13 protein-coding genes are annotated in these 20417 nt (G+C 71.7%); 8 read left to right on the forward strand and 5 right to left on the reverse strand.

What is annotated here, in order from left to right; translation table 11 throughout:
• The first annotated feature begins 111 nt into the window (after positions 1-111).
• The 7 genes from ABT294_RS30535 to ABT294_RS30565 all read left to right on the forward strand — a co-directional run bounded on the left by ABT294_RS30535 (position 112) and on the right by ABT294_RS30565 (position 10698).
• Positions 112-1179: a Glu/Leu/Phe/Val dehydrogenase family protein gene (locus ABT294_RS30535; protein WP_350809747.1), complete on the forward strand. Its 1068-nt coding sequence runs from the start codon at positions 112-114 to the stop codon at positions 1177-1179.
• Entirely contained in the window at positions 1176-4364 is a 3189-nt protein-coding gene (locus tag ABT294_RS30540; RefSeq protein ID WP_350809748.1) for a serine hydrolase, read from the forward strand. The genes ABT294_RS30535 and ABT294_RS30540 overlap by 4 nt, the downstream gene beginning before the upstream one ends.
• Entirely contained in the window at positions 4364-5323 is a 960-nt protein-coding gene (locus ABT294_RS30545; protein ID WP_350809749.1) for an ornithine cyclodeaminase family protein, read from the forward strand. Before ABT294_RS30540 ends, ABT294_RS30545 begins: the two co-directional genes overlap by 1 nt.
• Before the next feature lie 93 nt (positions 5324-5416).
• Positions 5417-6967, forward strand: coding sequence for an ABC transporter substrate-binding protein (locus ABT294_RS30550; protein WP_350809750.1), 1551 nt, complete (start codon positions 5417-5419; stop codon positions 6965-6967).
• Positions 6968-6973: 6 nt separating this feature from the next.
• The gene (locus ABT294_RS30555) at positions 6974-7933 is read left to right on the forward strand and encodes an ABC transporter permease (protein WP_350809751.1); all 960 of its coding nucleotides are present in this window, start codon (positions 6974-6976) and stop codon (positions 7931-7933) included.
• A 1-nt stretch (position 7934) separates the two neighbouring features.
• Positions 7935-9800, forward strand: a complete 1866-nt coding sequence (locus ABT294_RS30560) for a dipeptide/oligopeptide/nickel ABC transporter permease/ATP-binding protein (protein ID WP_350809752.1) — start codon at positions 7935-7937, stop codon at positions 9798-9800.
• A complete protein-coding gene (locus ABT294_RS30565; RefSeq protein WP_350809753.1) occupies positions 9787-10698 on the forward strand; it encodes an ABC transporter ATP-binding protein in 912 nt (303 codons plus the stop codon). Before ABT294_RS30560 ends, ABT294_RS30565 begins: the two co-directional genes overlap by 14 nt.
• On the opposite strand, the gene ABT294_RS30570 is transcribed toward ABT294_RS30565, so the two are convergent.
• The 3 genes from ABT294_RS30570 to ABT294_RS30580 form a co-directional block, all read right to left on the reverse strand.
• Entirely contained in the window at positions 10690-11778 is a 1089-nt protein-coding gene (locus ABT294_RS30570; protein WP_350809754.1) for an alanine racemase, read from the reverse strand. The two genes, ABT294_RS30565 and ABT294_RS30570, sit on opposite strands and share 9 nt — an antisense overlap.
• A complete protein-coding gene (locus tag ABT294_RS30575) occupies positions 11775-13127 on the reverse strand; it encodes a tryptophanase (RefSeq protein ID WP_350809755.1) in 1353 nt (450 codons plus the stop codon). Before ABT294_RS30575 ends, ABT294_RS30570 begins: the two co-directional genes overlap by 4 nt.
• Before the next feature lie 113 nt (positions 13128-13240).
• Positions 13241-14839 carry a helix-turn-helix domain-containing protein gene (locus ABT294_RS30580; protein ID WP_350809756.1) on the reverse strand — a complete coding sequence of 533 codons (1599 nt, stop codon included), beginning with the start codon at positions 14837-14839 and terminating at the stop codon, positions 13241-13243.
• Positions 14840-15114: 275 nt separating this feature from the next.
• Between ABT294_RS30580 and ABT294_RS30585 the strand changes: the two genes are divergently transcribed.
• Positions 15115-15882, forward strand: coding sequence for a GNAT family N-acetyltransferase (locus tag ABT294_RS30585; protein ID WP_350809757.1), 768 nt, complete (start codon positions 15115-15117; stop codon positions 15880-15882).
• A gap of 59 nt (positions 15883-15941) precedes the next feature.
• On the opposite strand, the gene ABT294_RS30590 is transcribed toward ABT294_RS30585, so the two are convergent.
• Positions 15942-17093, reverse strand: coding sequence for a DUF418 domain-containing protein (locus ABT294_RS30590; protein WP_350809758.1), 1152 nt, complete (start codon positions 17091-17093; stop codon positions 15942-15944).
• A 137-nt stretch (positions 17094-17230) separates the two neighbouring features.
• A complete protein-coding gene (locus ABT294_RS30595; protein WP_350809759.1) occupies positions 17231-20386 on the reverse strand; it encodes an AfsR/SARP family transcriptional regulator in 3156 nt (1051 codons plus the stop codon).
• Positions 20387-20417 lie beyond the last annotated feature (31 nt).

The following is a 20417-nucleotide window of genomic DNA, read 5'->3' on the forward strand; positions in this document are numbered from 1 at the left end:
GCCGGAGGCCGCGCATCGTGCGCGCCCACGAACGGGTCGCGTGAGCTTCGTGCCGGTGAGACAGGAACCGCCTGCCTCGTGCCGTACAGGCTGGCCGTGGAGGTGAGGCCGGTGACAGTACTGGAGCACGAGCAGGTCGTGGTCCGTACGGGAGCACGGTCGGGTAGGACGATCGTCGTGGCGGTGCATTCGACCGCACTCGGATCGGCCGCCGGGGGATGCAGACTCTGGCGCTACCCGGACTGGCGCGATGCCCTGGACGACGCTCTGCGGCTCTCGCAGGCGATGACGTGGAAGGCCGCTCTGGCCGGGCTCGATCTCGGAGGCGGGAAGTCCGTGATCGCCCTGCGGGAGGGCGAGGAGCTCACGCCCGCCGCCCGGCGAGCGGTCTTCCTGGATCTCGGCGACGTCGTGGAGTCCCTCGGAGGTCTGTATCGCACGGGCGAGGACGTCGGGACCTCAGCCGAGGACATGCTCGTGGTCAGGGAACGCACGCCCCACGTCTTCTGTCTCCCCGCCTCTCACGGAGGGAGCGGGGAGCCGTCGGAGCCCACGGCCGCAGGGGCGCACGCCGCGATCCGAGTGACGCTGGAACGGCTGCACGGCACGCCCGATCCCGCGGGCCGCCGCATCGTGATCCTGGGCCTCGGTCAGGTGGGCGGCAGGCTCGCTCAGCGGCTCGCCGCCGAAGGGGCCCGCCTCGTCGTCACCGACGTCGACCCCGCCAAGCGTGAGGTGGCGGCCGAACTCGGCGCGCACTGGGCCGAGCCGGGTGAGGCCGTGCTGGCCACCGAGGCCGACCTCCTGGTGCCGTGCGCTGTGGGCGCCTGTGTCACCGAGGACAATGTCGCGACGCTCGGGTGCGCGGCCATTGCCGGCCCCGCCAACAACCAGCTCGCGAACGAGGACGTGGCCGACCGGCTCGCCGCGCGTGGCATCGTGTGGGCCCCGGACTTCCTGGTCGGCGCGGGTGGTGTCATCCACGCGGCGATGGCGGACCTGATGGGCCGTTCGAGCGAGGAGGTGCTGGAGCGGGTCGCCGGCATTGGGCAGACGCTGCGCTCGGTCTATGCCGTGGCCGACGCGCACGGCCTCACCCCGCTGGCCGCAGCCAGACTGACTGCCCAGGAGCGTGTGGACAAAGCGCGATCCGCCCAGAACGTCGAGGTGACCTCGTGACCGCTTTCCACCCGCTGCCGACCTTCAGCGAGCCAGAACTCGCTCCTGACGGAAGCACGGTTGCCTATGTCGTCACCGTCGCCGACCGGGAAACCGACGGATACCGCAAGACCGTCTGGCTGTGCGACGTCGACACCGGCGCGCGGCGGCAGCTCACGAGTGGCCCTGACGACACCGCCCCCCGCTGGTCGTCCGACGGAGCCCGGCTGGCGTACCTCCGCGCGGGGCAGCTCCACGTCATGCCTGCCGAGGGGGGCCCCAGCGAGCGGCTCACCGCCTTCACCCACGACGTCAGCGCGCCGGTCTGGTCACCTGACGGCCGCTGGCTGGCCGTCGTGGTCGAGGCGGACGACGAACCGGCCGACCCATGGGCGCCGGTCGTGGTCGACAGACTCGACCACCGGGACGGGACGCGGCGGCGGCACCTGTTCCTGATCCCCAGCGCGGGAGGCTCGGCTCGCCAGCTCACCGCGGGCGACTTCTGCGTATGTGCCTGGGTGTGGTCGCCCGACGGGGCCGTGCTGGCCTACTCGGCCTCAGTCGGGCCCCGCCGTGATCTGGAGATCGCCTCGCAGATCTTCGTCGTGCCCGCGGAGGGCGGCCGTGCGACCGCCGTCACGCCGCCGGATCTGGCCTTGGAAGTCGCCGACTGGAGCGCGGACGGCACGACGCTGCTGGCCACGGGCCAGGACGGCGCCGGCGTCGGGCACACCCACCTGTACGCCGTCCCGGTCACGCCGGGCGAGCCGTACTGTGGCGGCGGCGAGCCATACCGGGTTGCGGCCATCGACCGTAACGTCATGCGCGGCAAAACCGCCTACCCGGGGGCGATCCCCCGCTTCATCGGGGCAGGGCGGGTCGTCTTCTGCGCCCGCGACCGGGGCGCCACGCATGCCTATGCCAGCGATCTCGACGGCGAGCCGGGCAAGGTCATCGGCGGTGCGAGGGTGGTGACGGGCCTGTCGCACGCCCGCGGGCGCCTGGCCTTCGTGACCGCGTCCGGGTTGTGTGTGAGCGACGAGGACGGCGAGCGGACGCTCGTCGCGGTGTCCCCGGAGGCGGAGCCGTACGAGCCGGTCGAGCGGACATTCACCGCCCCCGACGGCACCGAGATCCACGGCTGGATCATCCGTAAGGAAGGGCAGAGCGGGCCCGGGCCGCTGCTCCTGGACATTCACGGTGGCCCGCACAACGCGTGGGGGCCTGCTGCGGATGTCACACGTCCCTACCAGCAGGCGCTGGCAGCGGCCGGCTGGACGGTGCTCCTGCTCAACTCCCGCGGCTCCGACGGCTACGGCGAACGCTTCTACCGCGCGCTGGACGGGTGCTGGGGGATCGCCGACGAGCAGGACTTCCACTGCGCCCTCGACGTGCTCGTCGAGGAAGGCGTCGCCGATCCCGAACGGCTCGTCGTGCACGGCTACAGCTACGGCGGTTACCTGGCATGCTGGCTCACGGCCCGATCGGACCGCTTCGCCGCCGCCATAGCCGGCGGCACGCTGGTCGATCTGACCAGCCAGAGCGGCACGTCCAGCGAGGCGCTGCTGGACCGCGTCGAGTTCGGCGGGCCGTTCCACGCCTTGCGTGAGCACTACGCCGTGATCTCGCCCCTGTCGGCGGTGGAGCATGTCAGCACGCCGACGCTCCTCCTGCACGGCGAGGACGACACGGTCTGCCCGGTCGGCCAGGCCGAGCAGTGGTTCGCAGCCCTGCGGGAGCGGGAACAGGTCGTCGAGTTCGTCCGCTATCCGGGCGGCTCGCATCTCCTTCTCCACGAGGGCCGCCCTTCGCATCGCGCTGACTACTCCCGTCGCGTGGTGGACTGGTCCCAGCGCTTCACCGGCGTCTCACGTCGTCGCCGGCCGCTACCGGGGCTGGCCACGTATCTGGAGCATCTGGCGGTGCAGTACGGAGTGCCGGGAGTGAGCGTCGGCGTGCTCGACGGCGACGAGATCGCCACGTACGTCGCCGGAGTGGCGAATCTGGACACCGGGGTCGAGGTGACCGCGGACACCGTCTTCCAGATCGGCTCCAACACCAAGCTCCTCACCGCCGAGCTGATCATGCAACTCGTGGGCGAGGGCCGCGTCGAGCTCGACGCGCCGGTGACCCGGTACGTGCCCGAGTTCCGGTTGCGCCACGCCGACGCCTCGGCGGTCACCATCCGACACCTGCTGTGCCATCAGGGCGGATTCCTCGGCGACTTCCCGGGGCTCGGCGACCTCGGCTGGGGAGAGGACAACATCGCACGGTATGTGGCCCAGCTCGTCGAGGTCGTCCAGCTCCATCCCGTGGGCGAGCTGTGGTCCTATTCCAACAGCGGCATGGTCGTGCTCGGCCGGGTCATCGAGCGCCTCACCGGGCAGCCGTACGACCGGGCCGTCCGCGAGCGGATCGCCGAGCCCGCCGGGGCCGCCGGCATGCTCTTCCGCCCTGAAGAGATCATCAAGAGGCGGGTGGCCGTCGGACATCTGCCTGATCCGGTTACGGGACGTCTCCGCGTCGCTCCCGTCTACCTCGAACAGCCGTGGTGCGCTCCCGCCGGATCAATCACGGTATCGACCGCCGAGGACCTCCTGCGATTCGTCCGGCATCATCTCGGCAACGCCGAACGGTCTGAGCGGATGCGTGAGCGGCAGGTCGCCATCCCGCCGATGCAGGGAACCTACGGCTGGGGTCTGGGCTGGGCGCTGCGTGCGCTCACCGACGGCCGTCAGGTCATCGGCCACGGCGGCGCGACGGTCGGCCAGGTGTCGGCTCTGGACGCGGTGCCCGACGCCGGCGTGGCCGTGGTCGTCCTGACCAACGCCCCCGGCGGCGGCGCGCTCGGGCAGCGGGTGGTCGATCACGTGCTCTGGGAACTGACCGGCGCCGTTGTGGCCGATCCCGTGGACCGGCCGCGGCAGCCTCCGAGGCTCGACCTGGCGGCCTACGCGGGTCACTACGACGGCGTCCTGGCCACGCTGGGCGTGACGGCGGACGGCGACGGGCTCGTGGCCACGCTACGCACCGATCTGGCCGACGATCCGCCACCGCCACCGCAGAACCTGCGCCTGGCGCCGCTCAGCGCGCGGACTTTCGCCGTGGAGGGCGGCTCCCAGTACGTGCACTTTCTCGAACCGGACGAACACGGACGCCCGGCCTACGCCTCGGCCTTGGGCCGTATCTTCCCTAGGAGCCGGTGATGGTTCGAGTGCTCTCCGCCGCCGATGTCCAGCGCTCACTGTCCATGTCGCGCGCCATCGCCGTGATGCGGGAGGCGTTCCAGGACCACGCCCGCGGCCTGGCGCCCCCGCCGATGCGTCTGGACCACTACGCCGACGATGGCGAATTCCATATCAAGACGGGTGCCTTTCGCCGCTACTTCGCCGTCAAGGCCAACAGCGGCTTCTTCGCCAACCCGCCCGCCCTTCCCGCGATCCAGGGCGGAATCCTCCTCTTCGACCAACTGGATGGCCAGTTGCTCGCCGTCGTCCACTCGCCCACCGTGACCGCTCTGCGCACTGCGGCCACCAGCGCCCTGGCCGCACAGGCGCTCGCGCGGCCGGACAGTGACAGGCTGACCATCATCGGCACTGGTGTGCAGGCGTGGATGCATGCGAGGGCCATGCGTGAGGTCCTGCCCCTGACCCGGATCCAGATCTACGGCCGTGACCAGGACAAGGCGCGGCGTCTGGCGGCTCGCGTGCAGGCCGAGCTGGGTGTTCACACCACCGCCATCGACACCCCGGCCGAGGCCAGGGACAGCGACGTCGTGGCCACGTGCACGGCTGCGGGCGAACCCCTTCTCGGACCCGGCGACGTCACAGCAGGCGCCTTCATCGCCGCCGTGGGGGCGGACGGCCCGGTCAAGCGGGAACTCGACACCGCGCTGGTGGCCTCGGCCGCCGTGATCACCGACGTCACCGCACAGTGCCTCACCGCGGGAGAACTGCACCACGCCGTCGCCGCCGGGCTGATGACGGAGGCGCACGTACGCGGTGAACTCGGCGCCATCCTCCTGTCCCCGGAGCGCGGCCGGCGCTCACCCGGCGAGGTCGTGCTCTTCGACTCGACAGGCACCGGATTCCAGGACGCGGCCGCCGCGGCGGCCGTCTACCAGGACAGCGCTGACCCGGCCGATCGATTGGTGACCGCCGACTAGGCGGCCACACCCTTTGTCGTGCCCCCACACGAGGCGGGAGCACTGATCGATGGCGCAGACTGCCCCATCGAAGTTCCGCTGGTAGGAGGCGCTATGAGACACCATGCGGCGTTCTGTGGAGTCATGCTGTTGGTCGCGGCGTGTTCGGCGACCGGCGGTGGCCAGGCAGGAGAACAGACAACCGGCGGCGGCACGTTCACCATGGCCATCGCAGCCGATCCCGACAACCTTCACCCGCTGACCAGCTCGTCGGCCTACACATCCGCGGTCGGCCGTTTCCTCTACGACTCGCTCGTCCGCCTCAAGCCAGACGGGTCGATCGCGTCCGGCCTGGCCACCGCGTGGAAACAGGGCCGGAACAGCGTGACGTTCACACTCGCCCCGGGGATCAGCTGCGCCGGCGGGTCGCCCCTCAAGGCCTCCGACATCGCGGCGAACTTCGCCTTCGTCACCGACCCGCGCAACGGGTCCCCGCTGCTGGACGGAGACGTTCCAGCCGACCTGCGGGCCAGGGCCGACGACCAAGCCGGCGCCCTCACTCTCACGGTCGCCAAGCCGGACCCGTTCCTGCTGCGAAAGATCGCCGACGTCCTGGTGGTGTGCCCCGGCGGCCTCCGGAACCCCGGCGCGCTCAAACGCCAGGCCGACGGGACGGGGCTGTACCGGCTCACCGAGGCCGTCGCGGACGACCACTACACCATGGTGAAGCGGACGGACTATCGCTGGGGTCCCGGAGGAACGACCGCCGCAGAGCCCGGCCTGCCGGACAAGGTCGTGCTCAAGGTCGTGAAGAACGAGACGACGGCGGCGAGCCTGCTGCTGAGCGGGCAGATCAACGCCGCCACGGTCAGAGGCGCCGACCGGCGGCGGCTGGAGGCGGGAGGGCTGTTCACCCGCCAGACACGCACCGTGCTCGGCGAGATGTTCTTCAATCAGGCGGACGGGCGTCCAGTCGCGGACGAGAGAGTGAGGCGCGCCCTGGTCATGGCTCTGGATCTGCCGGAGCTGGCCAAGGCGCTGACCGGCGGCGCCGGTCTGCCCTCCCGCAGCCTGATCGCGGTGGATCCCAAGGCCTGCTCGGGCGACAGCGTCACCGGGAATCTGCCCGCTCATGACCCCCGGGAGGCTGAAGCGCTCCTGGAGGCGGCGGGCTGGGGCAAGAACGGCCGTCCGCTCAAGCTCACCCTCGCCTACACCTCCGAACTCGGTCCCAGGGCCGCCTCCATGGCAGAGCTGATGGCGCAACGGCTGCGGCCGTTCGGGATCGAGCTCGTGGTGAAGCAGGCTGTTCGCGGAGAGTTCGCACAGATCGTTTTCGGCACTGGCCAATGGGACGTCACCCTGCTCCCGCTGGGAGTGTCGCTGCCCAGTGACCTGGTGCCGTACATGTCCGGCCCGACGCCGCCCAACGGCTCCAACTTCGCGCACATCGACAACGCCGACTACGACAGGCTCGTGAAGAAGGCCGCCAGCGCCGGCGCCGGCGCGTGCGATACGTGGCTGGCCGCGGAGAGCACGCTGGTCAAGCGGCTCGATGTCGTGCCGTTCGCCGATGACACCATCCCGATCTTCGCCAAGGGGGCGCGGTTCGACCTGATCCGCGGCGAGGTGTCGCCGCATTCCATCCGTATGACGAGCAGGTAGTGGCACGTGGCATCGGCACCGAACCCTTGGGCCAGATTCCTCCTCCGGAGGGTCATGCGCTTCATGATCTCCATGGCGATCCTCGTGTCCGCGTCGTCCGCGATGATCCACCTCGTGCCAGGCGACCCCGTACGGGCAGCGCTCGGCACGACCGCACCCGCGGAACTCGTCGAGGCGCGGCGGAGCGCCCTGGGCCTGGACCGCCCTCTGTGGGAGCAGACTCTCACCCACCTGAAGGGCTTGTTCACCGGTGACCTCGGCAGATCCATCGGCTCCGATCTTCCCGTTTCCACGATCATCGCCGAACGGCTGCCGGGGACGCTCACGCTGGCCCTGCCGGCCGCGGCGCTGGCCCTCGCCGTCGCGATCCCCCTCGGGCTGTCGATGGCGGTCCTCACGCACGGCGGACGCCGCCGCGCCGCCGAGATCGCCTTCACCGGCACCACCGGAGTATTCGCCGTGATCCCCGAGTTCCTGCTCGCCGTCGGACTCGTCTACGTCTTCGCGGTCACGCTCGGCTGGCTCCCCGTCGCCGGCCGTGACGGCCCCGACTCGTACGTGCTGCCGGTGCTCGCCCTCGCGCTCGGTCCCCTGGCCGGCCTGTCCCGCGTCGTCCGCGTGGAGGCCCTCTCAGTGCTGGACCAGGACTACATGCGTACGGCACGCGCCAAACGACTGCCCGCCCGCCTGCTCTATCTCCGCCACGCGCTGCCGAATGTGCTCACCTCCGCGCTGACCATCGCGGGCATGCTGGTCGCCGGCCTGATCGCCGGAACCGTGCTGGTGGAGACGGTGTTCGCCTGGCCGGGCCTGGGCGCCACCATCGTCCAGTCCATCCAGCAGAAGGACTACCCGCTCGTGCAGGGCGTCGTGCTGATCTACGGGAGCGCGGTGCTGGTGGCCAACCTCCTCGTCGACACCGCGCTCGGCCTGCTCTCCCCGAGTTCGACCGTCAAGGAGAGCTGACATGACAAGGCTGCGCGCCACGACGCTCAGCGTGACGGCGACGATCATCCTCGCCCTGCTCTTCGCCGCGGTCATCTTGGGCCCGCTCGTGTGGGGAGACGCCGCGGCACGCGTCGACATGGACACCGCCCTCCAGCGGGCGCACGGTGCGCACATGTTCGGGACCGACGACCTGGGCAGGGATGTGCTGGCCCGGGTCATGGTCGCCACCCGGCTGTCGGTCGGGCTGGCGCTGTCGGCGACGCTCATCAGCATCGTCGTGGGGCTGCTGGCCGGCGGTCTGCCGTCGGTGCTCGGGGCGCGTGCGGGGCGGGTGGTGACCGCCGGGATCGACCTGGCCCTGACATTCCCCGGGCTGCTGCTCGTGCTCGCGCTGGCCGTCGTCTTCGGCGCCAGCACCACGGGCGCCGTCCTGGCGATCGGGCTGGCGGGCGCCCCCTCGTTCGCGCGGCTCACCACGAACCTGGCCTCGATGGTCGCGGCGAAGGACTACGTCTCGGCCGCCCGCTTGTTCGGCGTCGGACGGACCCGCCTGCTCGTCCGTCATGTGCTGCCGAACATCTCCGAACCGCTCATCCTCAACGCCACCATCGGGGCTGGGCAGGCGCTGCTCGCCTTCGCCGGCCTGTCGTTCCTGGGAATCGGGGTGCAGCCACCGGCCTACGACTGGGGGAGACTCCTCGACGAGGGCCTGAACAACATCTACATCAACCCCGCCGCCGCGCTGGCCCCGGCAGGGGCGATCGTCTTCGCGGGCGTCGCCTTCACGTTGGCGGGCGAGGCGCTGGCGCAGGCGTTCGGCGTACGGCGCGGCGTCAGGCGCCTGCCGCCGTCGGCGGAGGCGCCACCTCCCGCCTCGGCTGAGGGCGCGCAGGACTCCGTCGTCAGTGTGGCGGACCTGACCCTCGACGTGCCCGGCGAGCACGGTCAGGTGACCACCGTGGTGGACGGCGTCAGTTTCGCCATCGGCGCCGGGGACCGCGTCGGCCTCGTCGGAGAGTCGGGCTCGGGCAAGAGCCTCACCGCGCTCGCGATCGCCGGCCTGGCCGGAACCGCGGTCAGGGTACGGGCGAGCCGCCTGGTGGTCGCCGGCACCGACCTGCTGACGACCTCGGGCCGTGAACGGCGGCTGCGGCTCGGGGCCTCCATCTCCATGGTCTTTCAGGACCCCATGACCTCGCTGAACCCGGCGCTGCGCGTCGGACGGCAACTCGCCGAGGTATCGCGGGTCCATCACGGGCTCTCCCGCGCCACCGCCCTCGGCCGTGCCGTGGATCGTCTTCGAGACGTCCGCATCCCGGCCGCCGAGCACCGCGTCCGCCAGTATGCCCACGAACTCTCCGGCGGCATGCGGCAACGCGTCATGATCGCCATGGGACTGATGGGCGAACCACGGCTCATCATCGCCGACGAACCCACGACCGCCCTCGACGTGAGCGTTCAGCGCCGCATCCTGCGGCTGCTCCGCGATCTGAGCGGCCGATCCGGCGCCGCGCTCCTGCTCATCTCCCACGACTTGGCCGTCGTCGAGAAGACCTGCGACCGGGTTCTGGTCATGTACTGCGGCACCCTCGTCGAGGACCTGTCCGCCAAGCGGCTCGCGACCGCCCCCAGGCACCCCTACACCCGAGCGCTCCTGGCCGTGGTGCCGAAGATGACGACCGACCGCGAGCTTCCCCTGGCCGCCATCCCCGGCCGGCAGCCATCTCCCGGGGAACGGCCGGCCGGATGTGCCTTCGCCGCACGCTGCGCCCGCGCCGATGAGCGTTGCACGACAGAACGCCCGCCCTTGATCCAGCAGGCGGACGACCACAGGGTGGCGTGCTGGCACCCGGAGCCCCCGGAGGAAGAACATGAGCACGCTTGAATTTCGCGGTGTGTCCGTACGCGTCGGCGAAGGCCGACGTGCCTTCACCGCGGTGAGCGAGGTCGACCTCGTGGTGCCGTCGGGAAAGGTGGTCGGGTTGGTCGGAGAGTCCGGCTCGGGGAAGTCCACCCTGGCGCGCGCGGCAGCCGGCCTCATCCCGGTCCACTCCGGCGACATCCGGGTGGACGCCGCCAGGCCCGGCTCGCTCGGAATCCAGCTCGTCTTCCAGGATCCCTACTCCTCCCTCGATCCCCGGATGACGGTCGGGGCCTCGATCGCCGAAGCCGTGCCCGGCAGAGCCGGGCGAGCGGCGGAGATCAGTCGGGTGCTGGAACTCGTGGACCTGGATCCGCGGATCGCCGATCTCCCGCCGGCTCAGCTGTCCGGCGGCCAGCGCCAGCGGGTGGCGCTGGCACGGGCGCTGGCGTCCCGGCCGCGCGTGCTCATCGCCGACGAGATCACCTCGGCCCTGGACGTGTCCGTCCAGGGCTCTGTGCTCAACACCGTACGAGCCGTGCAGCGCGACACGGCGCTGACCATGGTGTTCATCTCGCACGACCTCGCCGTCGTGCGGTACGTCAGCGACCTCGTCGCGGTGATGCACCTGGGGCGGATCGTCGAGTGCGCGCCCACGGACGACGTGCTCGAAAGGCCCAGACACCCCTACACCAGGATGTTGCTCGACTCGGCCCACAGGCTGGACGCCGACGATGAGGCCGCCCTCGATGCGGACATGCCGGACCCTCGGCACCCGCCCGCGGGGTGCCGATTCCACACACGATGCCCTTCGGGGCCGCTCATCGCGCCAGGGCGGATGCTCTGCGAAGTGGCCGATCCCCATGCCGGCGCGCAGGCACGCCCGCATCACGTGGCGTGCCACTACGCTGATTCACGGTGATTCGTGGTGCCGCGCGGTGACCTGCTCGACCCGCACATCGCCCGTCCTGCCGATCACGTGCATGTGGTCGAACTGGGCGACCGTGGTGTCCACATGCCGCGGCACAAGCCAGAGCAGGGCTCCCACCGCAGGAGCCGCACCCTCGCGTGCCTCGACGATGAGATGCTCCTGCGACGGCTGTCCGACGCGGAGCTCTGGATGGCCGAGGATCGCCGCGTGGGGGTGCCCCGCGTCGACTCCGATGGCCGTCAGGCCCGCGTCGAGCGTGATCAGATCCGTACGCGGCCGGCTCACCACCCGGGCGAGCACTCTGGCCGCGGGCGGGAAGGCATCCCCCAGCCGTTCGACCGTCCTCAGGTCGCTGTAGACCAGCGTGCCCGGCCCCAGGGTCAGACGCTCGGCCCAGCCGCAAGGCAGGGGGTGCGTCAGCACGGCCTGGAAGGTCGAGGTGCTGCCCGTCACCAGTTCCCGCACCGGGTGGCCGGCGGACTCGAGGGCCCGCGCGAGGGCGATGAGCTCGCGCATGCCCTCGGCCACCTGGTCGCCGAGCGCGTCGACGGGCAGGTCGGCGAGGTGGCCGTCGTAGGTGTGCAAGCCCCGGAGTTCGATGCCGCGCGAGGTGAGCGCCGCCACCACGTCGAGGGCCCGGGCGTGGTCGCGCACGGGCACCCCGGTGCGGCCCATCCCCGGGTCCACGTCGAGGAACGCGCCGAGCGGGCCGCCGGTCCACCCGTCCAGCGCCTCGATCGAGTCGACGAGGACCGATACTCGCGCTCGCGGGTGCGCGGCGGCCAGCTCGGCGGCCCGCGACCGGGCTGGGCCGAGCGCGGGGAAGGCCAGGAGCACGTCGGGCGCGCCCGTGGCCAAGGCGGCGGCCAGCTCGGCCGTGGTCGAGGCCTTGAGCCTGGTCAGGCCGCGCTCCAGCAGGCGGCTGATCGCCCATGCTGCGCGGGCCGTCTTCACGTGTGCCCGCCACTTGCCGGGCGAGCCCATGCGTGCGATGGCGTGGTCGATGTTGTGCTCGACCGTGGCCTGGTCCACCACCAATGCGGGCGTGCGGATCCTTGCCCACTCGTTCATGCCGGTACGAGCTTCGCGGTGAAGTGGCGCAGCGAGCGTGGCGCTTCTGCGATCCGGTATCCGCGGACGGATGCCGCACGGGCCGCGACGGCCCCGGCGCAATGGATCACGTGCTCCAGGTGGCTGCGGGTGTAGACCCGGCGGGGGAGGGCCAGCCGGAGCAGCTCGTGTGGCGCCGCCTCCTCCTCGCCGTCCTCGCCCGTCCTGCCGAAGCTCAGCGTGCCCACCTCGAAGCTGCGGACTCCGCCCTCCACGTACAGCTGGCATGCGAGAGCGTGCGCGGGGAACAGCGCGGGCGGGATGTGCGGGAGGACGCGCCGCGCATCCAGGTACACCGCGTGGCAGCCCGCCGGCCGCACGGAGGGGAGGCCGGCTGCTTCCAGCCCGTCGGCGAACCAGGCGGCGGTGTCGGCACGGTGGCGGAGATAGGCGGGGTCGGTGACCTCGATCAGACCTTGGGCCAGCGCCTCTAGATCGCGCCCGGCCAGTCCGCCGTACGTGGGGAAGCCCTCGGTCGCGATCAGCAGCTCACGGCACCGGGCCGCCAGCTCTTCAGCGCGCAGCGTGATGAACCCGCCGATGTTGGCGATGCCGTCCTTCTTCAAGCTGGCGACGCTGCCGTCGGCCAGGGCGAACATCTCTTCCGCGACTTGGCGGGGAGTGTGCCCGCCGTAGCCCGGCTCGCGCTGGGTGATCAGGTAGGCGTTCTCCGCGAAGCGCGCCGCGTCCAGGAAGAACGGCACGGCGTGGCGCTCGCAGATTTCGCGGACGGATCTGAGGTTCGCCATCGAGACAGGCTGCCCGCCGCCGGCGTTGTTGGTGACGGTCATGATGACGCAGCCCACCTCCACACCGCGCGCCAGCAGCGATTCGAGCGCCGCCACGTCGAGGTCTCCCTTGAAGGGCTCCTTGCTGTCGAGTTCGGCGGCCGCCGGGCTGGGCAGGTCCAGCGCCTGCCCGCCAGCCAGCTCGACGTTGGCGCGGGTGGTGTCGAAGTGCGTGTTGCTCACGCTGACCTGCCCTTGGCGCAGCAGGCTGGAGAACAGGATGCGCTCGGCCGCGCGTCCCTGGTGGGTCGGCAGCACGTGCGGATGACCGGTCAGGTCACGGACGACCTGCTCGAAACGGAAGAACGAGCGTGCGCCGGCGTAGGACTCGTCGCCCAGCATCACGGCCGCCCACTGCTGGGCGGACATCGCTCCGGTGCCGGAGTCGGTGAAGAGATCGATCGTCACCTGGTCGGCTCGCAGCCGGAAGAGGTTGTAATGAGCAGCCTGCAGTGCGGCGGACCGCTCCGCACGCGTGAGCATTGCCAGCGGCTCCACTACTTTGATCTTGAACGGCTCCACAGGGGCTCCCCTTTCCTGGCGGGTCGGCGCATCGCATCCGCGAGCGTAGGAAGCCGCCTGCCGGGTGACCTCGTGCCCGCCGACGAAGAATGGAGCGGGCACTGGTCCCAGGATCACGAACGCCGTTCATAGAGACGCAGGAACAGCATCGCCGCGAACCGCTGGTCCGGGTCGTCCAAGTCGATCCCGCCGACCTCGGCCAGCCTGCGGAGCCGGTACCTGAAGGTGTTGGGGTGGACGTGGACGACCGCAGAAGCGGAAGGCACGTCGCCGAAGCAGTCCAGCCATGCCCGAAGGGTGGGGACCAACCGGCCGCCATGCGCGGCGTCGTAGCCGAGCAACCGGTCGACCGGCCCATCCGGGCGATGCCCCCACGACGACATCACCTGCCACAACTCCGACAGCAGCACCTCGACGTAGACGTCGCCGATTCTCGCCACCGGCCCCAGCCGGGGATCGGCCTGGAGTAGACGCAGCACCCGGTCGGCATCCGCCCGGGAGGCCGTGAGGCTCGGCCCGCCGGGCGCCAGGGACCCGATGCCCACCACCCCTCGACCTCGCTCGCCGATCCGTTCCAGGAACTCGGTCGCGATCCGTTTCGCGCGGACAGTGCCGTCCTCACCGCGCGAGGGCGCGGGCACGACGCCGTACGCGACATCACCGACCAGCGCGTGAACCGCGTCGGGATGCGCGGCCGACAGGTGGACGGCGAACGCGTCGGCGGCACGGCGCCTGGCCGCCTCCCCGTCCGCGGGCTGACCGGCGTCCCATCGCGACGTCAGTGCGTACGCCATGACGACGGTCGGCCGGTCATGGAGCCTCAGCTGCTCGATGGCCGCCATCGCGCCCGGCCCGCCCTCCAGGGCCGCGGTCACCAGATCGGATCTCTGCCGCCGCTCGGCGTCGAGGCTCGCCCGGTGGCGCAGCAGGTGCACCGCCACCAGCTTCCCGACCTCGGCGAAGGCCCGCTCCCTGGCCGAGCTCAGCGGAGTACTGACGGTGGCCCAGATCGAGCCGAGGATCTCGTCTCCTGCCCGCACTGCGAGCGCGACCCGCGGCAACAGCCCGGGAATCCGGAGGTCGAAATGGAGGGGCCGATCACTGCGGTACAGCTCACTGAAGACCCCGTGCTCCTCCAGGAGGCGCAGATAGCGCTCGGGCATTCGCCTGCCGAGTATGGTTTCCACGCGGCTCTGGTCGGCCTCGTCCTGCCGGTTGGAGAAGGCGAGCACTCGGGAACCGCGGTCCTCTATCGTCACCGGCGCGTCGAGCAGGGCGCTCACCGCGTTGGCGACGGCGAACAGGTCTCCCGCTCGGACGCCGACCAGCTCGTCCTCTCCCGCCTGTGCCAGCAAAGCGCGCACCGAACCGGTGAGCTGCACCCACGACGCCCCACGGGTAAGGCTCAGCAAGGGCACCCCTGACTCCTCGGCTGCCGTCTGAACGTCCGCCGTGAGGGGGACGGGCGCGCGGAGGACCAACGCACAGACGTGGCTCTGCGCGAGACGGCGAAACAGGGCGAGGACCTCCCCCGGCTCCCTGACGCCGACGCCCAGGACCATGGTGCCGTCGGACAGCACCAGATCGTCGTGCGGGTCGAGGATGGCGACGCCGGTCACCTCGGGGGCCGCGCGGGGATCGCCCGCGATCAGGTCCACGAGCGTGACGCCGAGTTCGTCGAGCACCCGATCGAGCGAGATCTTCATCCCCATGGCTGCCTCCAATGCGCGGAGGCTATCCAGACCTGTTCGCCGTCGCGATCCAGCCAGCGGGATGACGGTGGTATAGCCAGCTGGAACCCTTCGTGCCGATCGACGAAGAGGACACCGGAAGGTTCGGAGCCCGGTACGAATCCCCGCGCCGACGGGCTGACCTAACGTCTCGCACGAGGACATCACCGAGATCCTTGGAGGGCACGTGCGCTGGTTGTTCCCCAGCAGGCCGGGACGGCCCATGTGATCGAGCAACTGATCGCGGTGGTGACGCGATGACGGTCCTGCAGCGGGTCACGCTACGCGAACTCCACGAGATGGCAGATCTGGAACAGGTCATCGCGCTCTTCGACCGCATCTGGCGGCCTCGGCCCGGCGGCGAGCCGATCACGCTGGAGATGCTGCGCGTGCTCACGCATACGGGCAACTACGTCGCCGGCGCCTACGAAGGCGGACGCCTGGTTGGCGCCTCGGTCGGCTTCTTGTCGGCTCCGATCGGCGACGCGCTCCACTCCCACGTCACCGGCGCTGAGCGGGGACGCGGTATCGGCCTCGCGCTCAAGCTGCATCAGCGCGAGTGGGCGCTGGAGCGCGGTCTGTCGCGGATCACGTGGACCTATGATCCGCTGGTCCGGCGCAACGCCCAATTCAATCTCGCCAAGCTCGGAGCGCGGCCGGAGGCGTATCTGCCCTCCTTCTACGGAGTCATGGCCGACGCCGTCAACGAAGGCGACGAATCCGACCGTCTGCTGACGGTGTGGCGGCTGACCGGGCCGGCGGCGCCGCCGCCGGAGGTTCCCGCGGACGTCGTCATCGGACTGGGCGAGCAGGACGGCTGGCCCGTACCCGGTCGGACCGACGCCGCGATGGTTCTCGTCGCGGTGCCGGCGGACATCGAGGGATTGCGACGACGCGATCCCGCCACCGCCCGGCGGTGGCGGCTGGCCGTGCGCGAGGTCGTCGGCGGGCTGCTGAACGACGGCGCGCGGGTGACCGGCTTTCACCACAGGAGCTGGTACGTGATCGAGAAGGAAGCACCATGAAGATCAACGGGATCGAGCAGCATGCGCAGCCGCGCACCCCCGATCTTCGCAGCAGCGCGTCATCGGTAGGACAGCCGTCGCAGCAGCACCTCGGCCGGGCCGCGGTGGCCCGCCCGACGCATCCACTCGGCCAGCAGGACCGAGGCCGCCCAGAGGGCGACGGCGATCCCGAAGGTGGCGGCGGAGCCCATGTCGTCCCGCAGGTCCAGGGTGAACGGGTAGAACAGGGCCAGCCACACCACCGACTGGAGCAGGTAGAACGTCAGCGACCGCTGGCCCAGCGCCGTGAGGGCCGTGGTGAGGGGGCCGTGGCCGCGTCCGAGCCTGATCGCGACGAGGCCGACGGCGGCGGCCATGCCGACGCCGCCGAGGTAGCCGGTCAGATCGTGCGCGACGGCGACCGCCCAGGCCACGGGCGTGGAGGAGGTCGTCCACGCGCCGGTCAGCAGCAGGGCCATGGGGAGCCTGCCGATGACGGACACCCCGACGAAGATCAGAGTGACGCGGCGCAGCAGCGCCGCGTGGCGCTCGGGGTCGTCCAGGATCCGGCGCCTGGAGGCCCAGACGCCCAGCAGCATGCCCGGCACCACCATGACGGTCGACACAGCCGTCTCCACCGGCCAGGACGGGATGCTGGCGACGAGATGGGCGACGAGGTCGGGCTCCATGTACTGCGCCATCGTGATGGAGGTGCCGCCGGCGGCGGCGGCCAGGGCCGTCACGCTCTGCCACGCGAGCAGGGCGGTCGCGGGGACGAGAGTCAGGGCGCTCGTCCACCACAGCACCGAGTCGCGGGCCCGGACGAGCGGCGCGAGCACGAGCAGCGTCAGCCCGTAGACCGCGACGACGTCGAACGGCACCAGCACCACCGTGTTCGCGAAGCCGATGACGATCAGCCAGAGACTCCTGCGGCGCAACAGCTTCCTGGTGGACGTCCAGTCGCCGCCCCGCGCGCGCTGGCGCTGGTACAGCTGTCCCAGCCCGTAGCCGAAGAGGAAGACGAACATGGGGCGGGCCTGGTTCTCGGCGAGCAGGGACCTGACGAACTCGGCGGCGGTGTTGAGCGCGGACGGGCCGAGATCCCAGTGGCTGACGAACGCGGGCGCGTGCGCCAGGGCGATCAGCAGCAGCATGAAGCCGCGTGCCAGGTCCGGCGCCAGCGATCGAGCGGTGGCGCTCGTGGGCGCCACGGTGGGGAGGGGGCTGGTCATGGCGCCAACGATGTCCGGCCGCGCTGACAGGCACCCGACAACGACCTGACACCCGCCACGCGAGGCCGTCAGGAGCCTGACGCTCCCACGCGGGCCTGCCGGTCCTCACGCGGGCTTGGCGGTCCCGCGCGAGGCCGTCACGACGAGCCGGTGGCTTCCGTCAGCCGGTTCAGCGCGGCGTCCCTCGGCAGCTCGGCCCCCCGGCGGTACGCCTCCCCGTACTCCGCGTCGCCGAGCCGCGCCCTGAGCTCGGCGACCAGGTCGCGCAGCTCCGGGTTGCCCTCGTCGAACACGCCGCGGATGACCTGGCTCATCCCGAGCGCGGTCGCCGCTCCGGCCGGATCGCCTTCCAGCAGGAGCAGCCCGGCCAGCAGCTCCGCGGCCCGCGCGCTGTCGCGCTTGGCGAACGTCGCGCCGACCGCCGCGGGCAGCAGCTCGCGCGCCCGCGCCGCCGCTCCGGCCGCGAGCAGGTTCGCCATCCTGGCCGGTGCGACCTGGCCCACGGACACCCCTTCCGGGAGCAGCTCGCGCGCCAGCGCCTCCAGCCGGTCGAGCGCCTGGTCGGCCCGCGCCGGTTCACCCGAGCGACGGTGCAGGGCGGCGACGCAGACCAGCAGCTCGATCTCCGCGTGCCGGCCCCGGTCCCGCGCGCGTCGCCGGGCCGCGTCGACGTCCCGCCAGGCGCCCTCCAGATCGCCGCTGCGCATCCGCTCGGCGGCGAGCCAGGTCCGGTGGTAGATCTCCTCCTCCAGGCCCAGCTCGGACGCGAGCGCGACGCCCCGCTCGGACGCGGCGATCGCCTCCCGGTGCTCGCCGCGGACGGAGTGGCTGCGCGCCACGTTCGTCAGCGTCATCGCCACCCCGTAGCGCTCGCCCGCCTCCTCGAACCCGCGCAGCGCCTTCCGCAGGGTGTCCGCGCCGCCCTCCCAGTCGCCGCGATCGGCGCGGATGAACGCCTCCATCAGGTACGCCATGGCCCGCGCCCACCCGTCGGGACGGCTCCGCGCCCGGCGCAGCTCGCCTTCGACCACGTCCTCGAAGCCGAAGAAGTGGGCCGTGAGCAGCATCACCGCCACCAGGAGCGGATAGCGCTCCATCGCCCCGGTGCGGACGCACTCGTCGAGCACCGAGCGGGCCAGCTCGCCGTCCGAGATCATCGATCCGCTGTTGTTGGCGAACAGGTGCAGCGCGGTGAAGGCGGCGCGGACGTGGTCGGGCAGCGCGTCGCCGAAGCGGAGCACGTCGGCCACGAAGGTGTCGGAGCGGGCGTCGAACCGGGTGTGCCAGTACAGGTACAACGGGCCCAGGAGCCGCCAGGCCGGATCGGCGTCGCCGCCGTCGATGGCGGTGCGCAGCGCGAACACCAGGTTGTCGTACTCGGCGTCGAACAGCGCCACGGATTCCAGCTGCCTGTCCGTGAGCAGCCGCGGCTCGTGCTCCTCGGCCAGCTCGGCGAAGTAGCGGACGAACCCGGCCGAGACGGTCTCCCGCTCACCGGCTCGCAGGAGCCTGTCGGCCGCGTACGCGCGCACGGTCTCCAGCATCCGGTATCGCGGATCGTCCTCGCCCACCCTCTCCACGAGGGACTTCTCGACCAGCGAGCCGAGCACGTAGATCGTGTCCTCGGCCGGCAGCGCCTCATCGGAGCACACCGCCTCCACGGCGGCGGCTCCGGCCCCCGCGGGGAACACCGACAACCGCCGCGCCAGCACCCGCTCCTGCTCCGTCAGCAGGTCCCAGCTCCACTCGACCACCGCGAGCAGCGTGCGCTGGCGCGGCATCGCGGACCTGTCGCCCGAGGTGAGCAACCGGAACCGGTCGTCCAGCCGGCGGGCGATCTGCTCGACGCTCATCGAGCGCAGCCTGGCGGCGGCCAGCTCCAGGGCGAGCGGCATGCCGTCCAGCCGGCGGCAGATGTCCACCACCGGGCCCGTGGTGGAGGCGTCGAGCGCGAAGCCGGGCCGTACCGCGGTGGCCCTGTCGACGAAGAGCCGCACCGCGGCCGAGACGGCGGCTTCCGGAATCTCGGCGGGCAGGTCGAGCGGGCCGAGCTGGCACAGCGCCTCCCCGGTGATCGCCAGCGGTTCCCTGCTGGTGGCGAGGATACGCAGGTCCGGCAGCCGGTCGAGCAGGTCATGGCCGAACTCCGCGACGGCCGCCACCAGGTGTTCGCAGTTGTCGAGCACCAGCACCGCCTGGCCGAGGTTGAGCAGCTCGGCCACCCAGTCGATCGGCTCCGGCCCGGGTGATCGCCCGTCGGAAGGCCGCAGGTTCGAGGAACTGAGCGCGCCGAGCACCGCGTCGGCCAGCCGATCCGGCGTGCTCACCCCCGCCAGGGGGACGAACCACACCCGGCCCCGCCGGTCGGCCCGGTGCCGGGTGACCGCCTCCACGGCCAGCCTGGTCTTGCCCGCGCCGCCGGGGCCGACGACGGTGACCAGCCGGGACCTGTCCATCAGCTCGGCGAGCAGCTTCAGCTCGTCGTCCCGGCCGACGAAGCTGGTCAGCCGCGCGGGGAGGCGGCCGGGCGCGGGCTCCGATCGCGTCTGGGGGCTGCCGAGCTCGCCGCGCAGGACGGCGAGATGGGCCTCCCGCAACTCGGCCGAGGGGTCGACGCCGAGCTCCTCGTCCAACGCGGCACGGGTGCGCTCGTAGACGGCCAGCGCGTCTGACTGGCGTCCCGCCGCGTACAGCGCGCGCATCCGCAGGACGGCCAGCCGCTCGCGCAGCGGGTGCCGCGTGCCATCCGCCTCCAGGTCGGCCAGGACCTCGGCGTGCCGGCCCAGCCGCAGCTCCGCCTCGAAGCGGTCCTCGGTGGCGGCCACGCGCAGCTCGTCCAGCCGCGCGGCGGCGGCGACGGCGAACGGGACGTCCGGGAGATCGGCCAGCGCCGCGCCCCGCCACAGCCCGAGCGCCGCGCCGAGCACCGAGGACGCCTCCTCCGGCCGCCCGGCCGCCAGCTCCCGCCTGCCTCGCGCGGCCAGGTCCTCGAACCGGTGGGCGTCGACGTCCTCGGGGCGCACCGCGAGCCGGTAGCCCCCGGCGACGGACTCCAGTGCCCCGGCACCGCGCAGCGCCTTGCGCAGCCGGGACACCACCGCCTGCAGCGCGTTCGGGGCGTCCGCCGGCGGCCGCTCGCCCCACAGGCCGTCGATCAGCGAACCGGCGGGCACCGCGCTTCCCGCGTCGAGGGCGAGCCGGGCCAGCAGCATGCGCAGCCGCGCACCCCCGATCTCCATCGGCGCCCCGTCCGAGGCGTACGCCCGTACCGGTCCGAGCAACGCAATTCGCACCGCATCACCTTCTCAGAACCCGTGGCGGCGG

Source organism: Nonomuraea sp. NPDC000554, assembly GCF_040300065.1.
In the GTDB taxonomy this organism is placed as follows: domain Bacteria; phylum Actinomycetota; class Actinomycetes; order Streptosporangiales; family Streptosporangiaceae; genus Nonomuraea.

Excerpts from the sequence above, each read along its gene's own strand:
- ABT294_RS30545 (WP_350809749.1), top strand. The coding sequence starts at position 4,364 with ATGGTTCGAGTGCTCTCCGCCGCCGATGTCCAGCGCTCACTGTCCATG.
- ABT294_RS30550 (WP_350809750.1), top strand. The coding sequence starts at position 5,417 with ATGAGACACCATGCGGCGTTCTGTGGAGTCATGCTGTTGGTCGCGGCG.
- ABT294_RS30560 (WP_350809752.1), top strand. The coding sequence starts at position 7,935 with ATGACAAGGCTGCGCGCCACGACGCTCAGCGTGACGGCGACGATCATC.
- ABT294_RS30565 (WP_350809753.1), top strand. The coding sequence starts at position 9,787 with ATGAGCACGCTTGAATTTCGCGGTGTGTCCGTACGCGTCGGCGAAGGC.
- ABT294_RS30570 (WP_350809754.1), bottom strand. The coding sequence starts at position 11,778 with ATGAACGAGTGGGCAAGGATCCGCACGCCCGCATTGGTGGTGGACCAG.
- ABT294_RS30580 (WP_350809756.1), bottom strand. The coding sequence starts at position 14,839 with ATGGGGATGAAGATCTCGCTCGATCGGGTGCTCGACGAACTCGGCGTC.
- ABT294_RS30585 (WP_350809757.1), top strand. The coding sequence starts at position 15,115 with ATGACGGTCCTGCAGCGGGTCACGCTACGCGAACTCCACGAGATGGCA.
- ABT294_RS30590 (WP_350809758.1), bottom strand. The coding sequence starts at position 17,093 with ATGACCAGCCCCCTCCCCACCGTGGCGCCCACGAGCGCCACCGCTCGA.